The sequence below is a fragment of the Halomonas sp. genome (genome assembly GCF_052095765.1).
In the GTDB taxonomy this organism is placed as follows: domain Bacteria; phylum Pseudomonadota; class Gammaproteobacteria; order Pseudomonadales; family Halomonadaceae; genus Halomonas.
Map to the genome: position 1 here is coordinate 1 of NZ_JBQDJZ010000087.1, position 10,988 is coordinate 10,988.

Below are 10,988 nucleotides of genomic sequence, written 5' to 3' on the forward strand. Positions count from 1 at the left end.
TGCAGCGGCAATGAAGCGTCTTCGCGAGGAGAAGCGTGGCGGGAGCATATTCAAGGAGGATGTGGAGTGAGCGATGAAGGAAAATTCGTGCGTTGGCGGACCTGGCTTGGCCAGGCACGCTACTTCGCCGAGGAAGCCTACTCGGCCCCCTACCGGGGGGCCATCGCTCGTGCACGTCGCGACGAGGACGACCTGTTTATGCTGCTAGTGTTTTCCGAGTTGATGGGCGTGCCCAACCCGGTAAGTTATTACACCCTGGAGCTGCAGCCGCTGCTGATGGAGCGCTTCCATGACTGGCATCGCCGCATGGGCATGGAGCACTCGCCGTTGGATGATTTTCGCTGCTGTTGACACTGCTAACCTCTGAGGCCGGCGCTTGCCGGCCTCGCTTTTTCAAGGGAGAGCCTGATGAAGTCACTGCTGAATCGCCGCCTGCTGTGGGTGGGTGGCAAAGGTGGAGTCGGCAAGACCTCGGTCTCTGCTGCTTTGGGTGTGTTGGCGGCGCGGCGCGGCAAACGGGTGCTGATAGCCTCTACGGATCCGGCGCATAGCTTGGGCGATGTCTTTGACCGCCAGCTGGGCGATCAACCAACGCGTATCCTGCCGGGGCTGGATGCCATGGAAATCGACCCGGATGTTGAGGTAGAAGCTCACCTGGCACGGGTTACATCACAGATGCGGCGCTTTGCCGTGCCGCGCATGATGGACGAGCTGGAGCGTCAGATGCGACTGTCCCGCCAGTCGCCGGGTACCCAGGAAGCCGCGCTGCTGGAGCGTATTTCGCGCCTGGTTGCCAATGATGACTCGGACTATGACCTGATCATCTTCGACACCGCGCCCACCGGGCATACTCTGCGGCTGCTCAGCCTGCCCGAGGCCATGAGCGCCTGGACAGAAGGGCTGCTGTCGCATAACCGCAAGTCGGAAGAGTTGGGTAAGGTGCTCAAGCACCTGACGCCACGCAAGGGGCAGGATATTGACTCGCCCTTTGCCGAAAACGCGGACCCTTCCATGGGCGAGCTCGATGAGCGCAGCCGTGACGTGGCTGAAACACTATTGACGCGTCGCCGGCTGTTCTACCAGGCCCGTCGACGCATCTCTGATCCCGAGCACAGTGCCTTCCTGTTCGTATTGACGCCGGAGCGCCTACCGATTTTGGAAACCGGGCGGGCGGTGAAGTCACTGGAAGATGCAGGAGTGCCGGTGGCCGGCACCTTGGTTAACCGCGTGCTGCCCGCTGAGGCGGGCGGTGATTTCTTCGCCGCCAGGCGCGCGCAGGAAGCAGAGTATCTGAAGCGCATCGACCACGAGCTGGCCTCCTGGCCAAGGCCACGCCTGCCCTGGCTGACCTCGGATATTCAGGGCCTGGAGAGGCTTGAGGAGTTAGCTGATGCGCTGGAGAAGGCCTTGGATCACAACGACTGATCAGATGTCGGTCTTGTCCTTGTACTCGCACAGGTCTTCGATCAGACAGCTGCCGCAGCGCGGCTTGCGCGCCACACAGGTGTAGCGGCCCAATAAGATCAGCCAGTGGTGGGCGTCTTTGAGAAATTCCTTGGGCACATGGCGCAGCAGCTTTTTTTCGACTTCCAACACGTCCTTTCCAGGAGCGATGCGGGTGCGATTGGAAACGCGGAAAATATGGGTGTCCACTGCCATGGTGGGGTGGCCAAAGGCAGTATTGAGCACCACGTTAGCGGTTTTTCGCCCCACACCGGGCAAGGCTTCCAGTGCAGCCCGGGTGTCTGGCACTTCTCCGCCGTGCTTGTCGATCAACAGATGGCAGGTTTTCATCAGGTTTTCGGCCTTGGTGTTGTACAGGCCGATGGTCTTGATGTGTTCCTTGAGGTTGTCGATACCCAGTTCGATGATGGCGGCGGGTGTATTGGCCACCGGAAACAGCCGTGCGGTGGCCTTGTTGACGCCAACATCCGTGGCCTGGGCTGAGAGCAGCACGGCGGCCAGTAGCTCGAAAGGAGTTGTCCAGTTCAGCTCGGTGGTCGGTTCGGGGTTGTCGTCGCGCAGGCGGGAAAATATTTCGTAGCGTTTAGCAGCGTTCATGGCTTTCCTTCAGATCATTCCTTTCAGCACAGTCTTTCCAACTCGGGGAGTCAACGAACAGTGCCGGTAACGCGCACACGTCTTGTCTCACTGGGGCTTGTTGATGGGGACGATGGCGCGGGCCGCAGTTCTCGACGCTGATCGATGAGATTTTTTAGCGCAATTAAAAGCCCCGTGGCAAAGAATGCGCCCGGTGGCAGCATCAGAAACAGGAACCTCAAGTGGGGAAAAACCTCAATTCCCCAGTTGGCGGCCATGGGCCCCAGCAGCAGGTCCATGTTCATGAACAGCGTGCCCTGGCCGAACAGCTCGCGAATCGCACCCAGCACCAGCAGCACACTGGCAAATCCCAGGCCGGTCATCAGGCCATCCAGCGCCGAGGCCAGCGGTGGTTGACGTGAGGCGAAGCTTTCGGCGCGGCCAAGAATCGCGCAGTTAGTCACGATCAGCGGAATGAAGATCCCGAGGATGCTATACAGTTCATAGGCGTAGGCTGCCATTAACAGCTCGGCACAGGTCACGAAGGCGGCGATGATCATCACAAAGGCCGGCAGCCGCACCGTGGCTGAGATATGCCTGCGAATCAGCGATACCGTCAGGTTGGAGCCCACCAGTACCAGCAGCGTGGCCAGCGCCAGTCCCAGCGCATTGACTACCGTGGCGGAGACCGCCAGCAGCGGGCACAGGCCAAGCATCTGCACCAGCACGGTGTTGCGTCGCCACAGGCCATCACGAATGATATCGCTGGCTGCTGGCACTGGGCGTGTCTGCGCGCCGGTCTCAATGGCCGGGTTCATGGTGGCGCTCCTGTGGTGGTGGCTGGCTGGTATCGCGCTCACGATACCACTGCAGACTGTTGCGTACGGCTTCGGTCACGGCGCGTGACGTGATGGTAGCACCGGTCAGGGTGTCAATGCCGTCGTCATCCAGATGGACTGATTCGCTGGAAAGACCGCTGAACTGCTCGATCCAGTCACTTTTTCTGGCCTCGATGGCATCGCCAAGCCCGGGGGTTTCGCGGTGATCGCTGATGCGCACGCCGCTCAATATGCCTTGTGCGGTGATACCCACCAGCATCTCGATGCGCCCGCTATAGCCTTGGGTAGTGGCGACCGGCACCACCAGCCCGATGACGTTGCCGTCTGTGACTGCCTGCCAGGCAGTGAAGGGCTTGGGCTGTCCCAGTGGCGGTGAGGCCGGCAGGGTGATGGTGTGATCAAGCAGGTGCCCATCGTGGCCGGCTGGCGCGACCTCGGCCACGATCCGGTAGGCGCTGGCCTCTTGGTTGGTGGCGATGCGCTCAGCCGTTAGTGCGCGGGTAATGGCCACGCTTGAGAGGGTGATCAGCGCAAACATCGCCAGGCCAGTGCCGGCTCGGAAGGCGATTTTTACCAGCGACGGAGCCTGCGCTAAGAATGATGGTTTTAATGGTGATGGTTTTGAAGAAGGCGTCATGACCGGTTCCCGCCAGCGCCATGCCCGTAGGCCCGGGGCATGGTGTAATGATCGATCAGCGGGACCGCCAGATTGATCAGTAGCACGGCAAAAGCCAGCCCCTCGGGGTAGGCACCAGCGTTGCGGATGATCAGCATGAGCAGACCGATGCCGATGCCATAAACCAGCTTGCCGCGGCGGCTGGTGGCCGCGCTGACCGGGTCGGTGGCGATAAAGAAGGCACCGAAGATGCTGGCGCCGGTGAGCAGATGAAACAGCGGGCCGGGCTGATGGCTGGGGTTGGCGAGGAACATCAGGCTGGCACCGATACACAGGGTGGCCAGCATCGCCAACGGGATACGCCAGCTGATAATGCCCTTGGCGATAAGAATCGCTCCGCCAGCAAGCCAGGCCAAGGAGACCTGCTGCACGGCGCTCAGCATGCCGTCAGGCAGGGGCTCGCTTGCCCAGAACTCCGAGGCCATCAGCCCCTCCGGCTTGTGGCTGAAGGCGTCCAGTGGGGTGGCGCCGCTCAGCGCATCGAGCTCAGTAAGCGGTATCCGTCCGGCCACGTTGGCCAGTGTTTGCCCAAGGCTTGCGGCATCGGGGCCAAAGAGCCCGCTTGGCGGTAGCCACAGACTCATGCGTGCCGGAAACGACACCAACAGCAGCGCATAGCCGACCATGGCCGGATTGAACAGGTTGTGGCCCAGGCCACCATAGAGATGCTTGGCCACTACGATGGCAGCGACCATGCCGATGGCAATCAGCCACCAGGCGCTACCCGGCGGTAGTGCTACCCCCAGCAACACGCCGCTTAGCAGGGCGCTGTGGTCGGAAAGCATAGGGCGCAACGCACGTCTGCGCAGGCTCAGCACCAGGGCCTCAAGGGCTACGCCTAGCGCGCCAGCAATGATCACATTACTCAATACCCCCCAGCCGAAGTGCCAGCTTTGCAGGGCAATCCCCGGTAACGTGGCGATTAGCACCCAGACCATGATGCCTGGCGTGTTGGTCGGTGGCCGGGTCAACGCTGGCGCCGGGTCATTGATGTTGTCGGCATGTAACAGGCTCATGGGTTGCTGGGCTCCCTATTATGTGCCGTATCCTCGTGTCGTGGAGTGTCTGCATCCCGCGCCGCCGCCAGTTGTGCATCAGCGGCAAGCAGGTGCTCTTTGGCCGTAGCAGCAAGGGTTTCCAGATCAGCCAGGGTGGCGGCGTCTTCACCGCTCTCGATGGCGCGGGCCAATGTGCGCTCGGCCTTGCGTTGTGCCGCCCGTGAAGCGCTCTGGGCGATACGCAGGCTGCGCAGGTCTGGCGCTGAGTCTGTGATATCGCTGTTGCTGGCGATCAGCTGGGGGGCAGCTGCAGCTGATGCCGTCGCCTCGGTCACTGGCGGTTCGCCTGCACTGGGTAAAGGCGACGATGCTTTATGGTTGGCGGCTTTTTTGCGTGCGGCACGGCGCGCTTGCTTTTCGGCTTCATCGCGAGCCAGTCGGGCCTGGCGCAGCTCGAAGCGGTGGCGGGCATGATCGGCCCGGGCCGCTTCTAGGCGCTGCTGGCGTATGGCGTCCTTGCTGGCGCGGTAGTAGCCGACCAGTGGAATATGGCTGGGGCAGACGTACTCGCAGGCGGCGCATTCGATGCAATCGAACAGATGCCAACGCTCAGCTTTGTCGTGTTCCTGGCTTTTGGTAAGCCAGTACAGCTGCTGGGGTAGCAGGCCGGCGGGGCAGACCTCTTCGCAGGCGGCACAGCGGATGCAAGGCATCTCGGCCGCAGGGTCGGGCAGCTCCTGCTGCGTGGCGGCGATCAAGCAGTTGCTGCCCTTGGTCAGCGGCGTGCTCAGATCAGATAGCGGCTGTCCCATCAGCGGACCGCCCCGAACCAGGCGGTGGAGGCGCTCGCTATCCAATCCAGAAAAAGTCAGTAGCTCAATGATCGGGGTGCCGAGGCGGGCAATCACATTGCCGGGGCGTTTGAGTGCCTCGCCGCTCAGGGTGACGATGCGAGATACTAGCGGCGTGCCATCGCGCACCGCGTGCAGGGTGGCGCGCAGTGTGCCTGGGTTATGGCATAGCACACCGATATCCGCCGGCAGGCCACCGCTGGGTACTTCACGGCCCAGCAGGCGCTGGATCAGCTGGCGCTCTCCGCCACTGGGGTAGCGGGTGGGAATCACGTGAATGCTGACCGGCGTGTCTCCTGTTGATGAGTGCTGGCTAGAACTGTCATCCAGGCTGGCGCGTAGCGCGGCCAGCGCCTCGGGCTTGTCGTCTTCGATGCCAACCAGAATTGATTCGGCGCCAGCAAGATGCGCTATCAGACGAGCGCCTTCCAGCACTTCATCGGCAAAGGCGCGCAGGGTGGCGTCATCGCAGCTGATGTAGGGCTCGCATTCGGCGGCGTTGATGATCAAGGTATCGATGGCATGGTGCTGGCGAACCCGCGCCTTAATCTGGCTGGGAAAAGCCGCGCCACCAAGGCCCACCACGCCGGAGTGATCCAGGCGCTTCAGCAGGGTCTCGCTATCGCTGTCTCGCCAGCTCAGCGGCGCAAGATGCTGCCATTCATCCAGGCCGTCAGACGTGATGAGGATGGCCACAGCGTCGATGGCCGCAATATGGCCGGAAATACTAGCGTGCAGGTCGGCAGACAATGTGCCGCTGGCTGTAGCAATGCGCTCGCCGGTGAGCACCCGCTGGCCGACGGTGACGCAGGGTGTGGCCGGGGTGCCGGCGTGCTGGTTAAGTGGTAGCACCACCCGTGCGGGCATGGGTGCGCTGCGCAGCGGCACGTCACGGGTCTGCGCTTTACGGCTGGGCGGCGTGATACCGCCTGGCATGTCAAAAAACTCAGTCATGCAAACGGTCCTGAAGCGAAGCTTCTGTGTTACCTGTGCCGCCATCGCTGGCAATCAGTGGCATGGCAAGCTGAGGCTGGCGGCCGAGCCCGGGATGTGGCGGCGTTGGCGCTATCTGTCGGGGATGCGGCAGCATATCGATGCAGTCTACCGGACAGGGTTCGAGGCACAGGTCACAGCCGGTGCACTCATCAATGATCACCGTGTGCATGTGTTTGGCAGCACCGAGGATGGCATCCACCGGGCAAGCCTGAATGCATTTGGTGCAGCCGATGCATTCGTCTTCACGGATATAGGCGACCATGGGGCCCTGTTGGGCGTCGCCGTCCAGCGGCTTGGTGTCCCGGCCGAGCAGTTCGGCCAGCGCGGCGATGGTGGCCTCGCCGCCCGGCGGGCATTTATTAATTTCGTCGCCGTTTTCGATGGCCTCAGCGTAGGGGCGGCAGCCGGGGTAGCCGCACTGTCCGCATTGGGTCTGGGGTAGCAGAGCGTCGATTTTCTCGACCAGCGGATTGCCCGGCACGCGTAGATATTCGCCGGCAAGGCCGAGCAGCACACCCAGTACGCCGAACAGCACGACCAGCGCAGCAATAGCCAGGATGGCCAGCACGATAGCGTTGTCCAATAGGGAGCTCACCGCGATACTCACAGCAGCACTCACAATGAGACCAGGCCGCTGAAGCCCATGAAAGCCAGTGACATCAGGCTGGCAGTGATCATGGCGATGGCTGCGCCGCGAAATGGCAGCGGCACATCAGCACCCGCCAGTCGTTCGCGCATCGCGGCAAACAGCACCAGCACCAGCGAAAAGCCTAGCGCTGCGCCGAAGCCATAGAAGGCCGCCTCCATCAGACTGGTGCTGCGCTTGAGCGTCAGCAGTGCTACGCCGAGTACAGCGCAGTTGGTGGTAATCAACGGCAGGAAGATGCCCAGTACCTGGTGCAGCAACGGACTGGTCTTGCGTACCAGTAGCTCGGTGAACTGTACTACCACGGCAATCACCACGATAAAGGCGATGGTGCGCAGGTAGGCCAGGCCCAATGGTTCAAGCAACAGGTGATAGACCAGATGGCTTGCCACCGCTGAAAGAGTCAGCACGAAGGTGGTGGCAAGTGACATGCCCAGCGCTGGCTCCAGTCGGCTGGACACGCCCATGAAAGGGCACAACCCCAGAAACTGCACCAGCACGAAGTTGTTGACCAGTGCTGTGCCGACCAGGATCAGCAGAATCTCGCTCATCGGGCCAGACCTGGCGGGCGCAAATGCGCCCGCATGGGATGTTTCAGAGTGATCAGCTGACGCGCTGCCCCGGTTCGGCACCGGAGTCCGGAGACAGCAGGTAGATTCCGCTATCGTCGCCAGCAGCGAGTACCATGCCTTCGGAGACACCAAAACGCATCTTGCGCGGCGCCAGGTTGGCGACCATAACGGTCAGCCGGCCCTCCAGGGCTTCCGGCGCGTAGGCCGAGCGGATGCCAGCGAAGACGTTGCGGGTCTCGCCGCCAAGGTCCAGCGTCAGCTGGAGTAGTTTATCTGCACCTTCTACATATTCGGCCTTGGCAATACGCACAATGCGCAGGTCGAGCTTGGCGAAGTCGTCAAAGCTGATCTGTTCGGCGATGGGGTTGTCGGTCAGCGGTCCGCGTGGGGCGTCCTTGAGTTTTTGCTCTTCCACCAGATCCTCCTTCGATGCCTCAATCATGGCTTCAATCCGGTCGTTTTCGACACGGGTCATCAACGGCTTAAACTTGGCAATTTCGTGATCCACTAACAGCTCATGGCGGCTGTCCCAGTCCAGGCTGTCGAGTTTCATGAACTTCCGCGCGCCTTCAGCCATGGCCGGCACTACCGGGGCCAGATAGACCATTAGCTGGCGGAACAGGTTGATGCCGACGGAGCAGATATCCAGCACCTGCTGCTGCTTGCCGTCTTGCTTGGCTAGCACCCAGGGCTCAGCCTCGGCGATATAGGTATTGGCCTCGTCGGCTAGCTCCATGATGCGGCGCATGGCGCGGCTGAACTCGCGCGCTTCATAATATTCGGCAATTTCGTCGCCGGCAGCGACAAAACGGGCCAGCATCTGTGGCTCGGCACACTGAGCGGAAAGCCTGCCATCACCGAGTTTCTTGACAAAACCGGCACAGCGGCTGGCGATGTTGACGACCTTGCCGACCAGGTCTGAGTTGACCCGTTGAGCGAAGTCCTCGAGGTTTAGGTCCAGGTCATCGATACCCGCGGTGAGCTTGGCGGCAAAGTAGTAGCGCAGATATTCCGGGTTAAGCTGCTCGGCGTAGGTCGAGGCCTTGATGAAAGTGCCGCGGGACTTGGACATCTTGGCGCCATTGACGGTGACAAAACCGTGGCAGTTCACCGCTGTGGGGGTGCGGAAATTGGCACCGTGCAGCATGGCCGGCCAGAACAGCGCATGGAAGTAGACGATGTCCTTGCCAATGAAGTGATAGACCTCAGCGTCGGAGCCTTCCTGCCAGTAGGCATCGAAGTCGAGGCCTTCACGCTCACACAGGTTCTTGAAGCTGGCCAGGTAGCCGATCGGCGCGTCGAGCCACACATAGAAATACTTGCCCGGCGCGTCGGGTATCTCGAAGCCGAAGTAGGGTGCGTCGCGGGAAATATCCCACTCGTTGAAGCCCGACTCGAACCACTCCATCAGTTTGTTGCGGATGGAGGGCTGGACGTGGCCGTCATTGATCCAACCGTGCAGAAAGTCAGCGAAGTCAGGCAGCTTGAAGAAGTAGTGGGTGGAGCTTCTGACTTCGGGGACGGCGCCGGAAATCGCAGAGACCGGGTCGATCAACTCTGTCGGGGTATAGGTGGCCCCGCAGGCTTCGCAGTTATCGCCATACTGATCGTCGGCGCGGCATTTGGGGCAGGTGCCCTTGATGAAACGGTCGGCCAGGAACAGGCCCTTTAGCGGGTCGTACATCTGCTCGATATCACGGGTGGCAATATGCCCCTTGTCGCGCAACCGGGTATAGATCAGCTCGCTGAAATAGCGGTTTTCCTCGGAGTGGGTCGAGTGATAGTTGTCGAAATCCACGCCGAAGTGCGCGAAATCATCCTGGTGCTCACGGGAAACCCGGTCGATCAGCGCTTCGGGGGTGATGCCTTCTTGCTCGGCGCGCAGCATGATGGCGGTGCCATGGGCGTCGTCGGCACACACATAGTGGCACTGGTGCCCGCGGCTTTTCTGGAAGCGTACCCAGATATCGGTCTGGATGTACTCCAGCATGTGGCCCAGGTGAATGGAACCATTGGCATAGGGCAGAGCGCTGGTGACCAGAATTTTGCGTGGGGCGCAGGCGGTGTTGGACATGATGACTCAGAGGTTCCCGTGGAATGTAAAAGGGTGTAAGGCAAAGGTCATGATTGTAGCCGGAATCCGTGTTTGCTGCATCTGCACGCTGGCTTGGCATATTGGCAAAGCCCGCCGGTACAGCGGGTGCTCACCGTCAGGACGTACTAACGATCACTCGCGCTCAGCATCGAAAAACGCCAACGCTGGGGTAGCCCTGGTCGGCCAGGTGAGCGGCCTGCATGCGGCTCATGACGCCGCGCTCACAATACAGTAGATAGTCACGCCCTCCGGGTAGCTCGGCAATGCGCTCGCTCAGCTCGAAAAACGGAATGACTATCACCTCAGCGTCAGCAACTACCAGCGGTGACACATCAGATTCGCCTGGGGGGCGGATGTCGATGATGCAGGGCGTCTGGCACTCGGCCAGTGTTTCTGGAGTCACGGTTGTGGGCTGGTACAGGGCAGAACGCTTGGGAGTCTCAAGCGTGCTTTGTCGCTCGGTCTCCATCAGCCGGTCGACGCGCGTGGTCACCGCACTGGCCAGTGCCGCGTCCAGAATGCCCGGGGTGAGCTGTGCCTCGGCGGCATCGACGTCGTCCGGTTTGGCGTTGACCTGGGGCCGTTTCGAGGTCGCGCCGCAATATTCCGGCATGTGTTCGGCGAAACGTGCCGTGCCGAGCTGGCGTGCCGCGTCGATAATGGCCTGTTTATCCTCGGCAATCAGCGGCCGCAGGATCGGCAGGTGACTGGCGCGATCGATGACACTGAGGTTGGCCAGCGTCTGGCTCGACACCTGGGCCAACGCATCGCCGGTAATCAGCGCAGGTATCCGCGCCTGCTGGGCCAGTTGGCTGGCAGCACGAGCCATCAGGCGCTTGAGTACCACGCTCATCAGGCCATCAGGCACCTGGCGCTGAATATCAGCAACCACGGTGTCGAAAGGCACTGACACAAAGTACACGTGGTGCGAGGCGCCGTAATGACGCCACAGATAGTGCACCACCTCGCGCACCCCGGCTTCATGGGCGGGACCGCCGAGGTTGAAGAACAGGAATTGCGTCTTGATGCCGCGTCGCATCATGCGCCAGGCCGCTACTGGTGAGTCATAGCCGCCGGAAATCAGCGCCAGGGCCTGGCCCTGCACGCCAAGCGGATAGCCACCCACTGCCGGATGGCGCTCACGGATCAGCTGCAGCTGGTCGTCGTTGAGGGTGATCGGCACATCGACCTGTGGATGTTTCAGGCTGACGCTGGATCCGGGGCTGGCGGCCAGCAGTGCCGCGCCCAGGTAGCGTTCAAGCTCAGGCGAGCTGA

11 protein-coding genes are annotated in these 10,988 nt (G+C 61.4%); 2 read left to right on the plus strand and 9 right to left on the minus strand.

Features of this window, described 5'->3' with window-relative positions:
• Positions 1–87 precede the first annotated feature (87 nt).
• On the plus strand, positions 88–351 hold the full coding sequence (locus tag ACTH3D_RS10765) for a cory-CC-star protein (RefSeq protein WP_441667121.1): 264 nt from the start codon (positions 88–90) through the stop codon (positions 349–351).
• A gap of 57 nt (positions 352–408) precedes the next feature.
• Positions 409–1,425, plus strand: a complete 1,017-nt coding sequence (locus tag ACTH3D_RS10770; RefSeq protein WP_441667105.1) for an ArsA family ATPase — start codon at positions 409–411, stop codon at positions 1,423–1,425.
• Here the strand turns inward: ACTH3D_RS10770 and nth are convergent, their stop codons facing one another.
• The 9 genes from nth to thiI form a co-directional block, all read right to left on the minus strand.
• The gene (nth, locus tag ACTH3D_RS10775; RefSeq protein WP_441667107.1) at positions 1,426–2,061 is read right to left on the minus strand and encodes an endonuclease III; all 636 of its coding nucleotides are present in this window, start codon (positions 2,059–2,061) and stop codon (positions 1,426–1,428) included.
• Positions 2,062–2,111: 50 nt separating this feature from the next.
• Positions 2,112–2,858 carry an electron transport complex subunit E gene (locus ACTH3D_RS10780; RefSeq protein WP_441667109.1) on the minus strand — a complete coding sequence of 249 codons (747 nt, stop codon included), beginning with the start codon at positions 2,856–2,858 and terminating at the stop codon, positions 2,112–2,114.
• Complete coding sequence (locus tag ACTH3D_RS10785; protein WP_441667111.1) at positions 2,842–3,516, minus strand: RnfABCDGE type electron transport complex subunit G; 675 nt, start codon at positions 3,514–3,516, stop codon at positions 2,842–2,844. The genes ACTH3D_RS10780 and ACTH3D_RS10785 overlap by 17 nt, the downstream gene beginning before the upstream one ends.
• Complete coding sequence (locus ACTH3D_RS10790; protein ID WP_441667113.1) at positions 3,513–4,571, minus strand: RnfABCDGE type electron transport complex subunit D; 1,059 nt, start codon at positions 4,569–4,571, stop codon at positions 3,513–3,515. Before ACTH3D_RS10790 ends, ACTH3D_RS10785 begins: the two co-directional genes overlap by 4 nt.
• Positions 4,568–6,358, minus strand: coding sequence for an electron transport complex subunit RsxC (gene rsxC, locus ACTH3D_RS10795; protein WP_441667114.1), 1,791 nt, complete (start codon positions 6,356–6,358; stop codon positions 4,568–4,570). Before rsxC ends, ACTH3D_RS10790 begins: the two co-directional genes overlap by 4 nt.
• Positions 6,351–6,995 carry an electron transport complex subunit RsxB gene (gene rsxB / locus ACTH3D_RS10800; RefSeq protein WP_441667115.1) on the minus strand — a complete coding sequence of 215 codons (645 nt, stop codon included), beginning with the start codon at positions 6,993–6,995 and terminating at the stop codon, positions 6,351–6,353. The genes rsxC and rsxB overlap by 8 nt, the downstream gene beginning before the upstream one ends.
• A 20-nt stretch (positions 6,996–7,015) precedes the next feature.
• On the minus strand, positions 7,016–7,597 hold the full coding sequence (gene rsxA / locus ACTH3D_RS10805) for an electron transport complex subunit RsxA (RefSeq protein WP_441667116.1): 582 nt from the start codon (positions 7,595–7,597) through the stop codon (positions 7,016–7,018).
• 52 nt (positions 7,598–7,649) lie between these two features.
• The gene (metG, locus tag ACTH3D_RS10810) at positions 7,650–9,692 is read right to left on the minus strand and encodes a methionine--tRNA ligase (RefSeq protein WP_441667118.1); all 2,043 of its coding nucleotides are present in this window, start codon (positions 9,690–9,692) and stop codon (positions 7,650–7,652) included.
• A gap of 163 nt (positions 9,693–9,855) precedes the next feature.
• Positions 9,856–10,988: thiazole biosynthesis protein (gene thiI / locus ACTH3D_RS10815; protein WP_441667119.1), on the minus strand; the 1,133-nt coding region annotated here is incomplete at its 5' end.

Excerpts from the sequence above, each read along its gene's own strand:
- rsxC (WP_441667114.1), bottom strand. The coding sequence starts at position 6,358 with ATGACTGAGTTTTTTGACATGCCAGGCGGTATCACGCCGCCCAGCCGT.
- rsxA (WP_441667116.1), bottom strand. The coding sequence starts at position 7,597 with ATGAGCGAGATTCTGCTGATCCTGGTCGGCACAGCACTGGTCAACAAC.
- ACTH3D_RS10780 (WP_441667109.1), bottom strand. The coding sequence starts at position 2,858 with ATGAACCCGGCCATTGAGACCGGCGCGCAGACACGCCCAGTGCCAGCA.
- ACTH3D_RS10770 (WP_441667105.1), top strand. The coding sequence starts at position 409 with ATGAAGTCACTGCTGAATCGCCGCCTGCTGTGGGTGGGTGGCAAAGGT.
- ACTH3D_RS10790 (WP_441667113.1), bottom strand. The coding sequence starts at position 4,571 with ATGAGCCTGTTACATGCCGACAACATCAATGACCCGGCGCCAGCGTTG.
- ACTH3D_RS10785 (WP_441667111.1), bottom strand. The coding sequence starts at position 3,516 with ATGACGCCTTCTTCAAAACCATCACCATTAAAACCATCATTCTTAGCG.
- nth (WP_441667107.1), bottom strand. The coding sequence starts at position 2,061 with ATGAACGCTGCTAAACGCTACGAAATATTTTCCCGCCTGCGCGACGAC.
- metG (WP_441667118.1), bottom strand. The coding sequence starts at position 9,692 with ATGTCCAACACCGCCTGCGCCCCACGCAAAATTCTGGTCACCAGCGCT.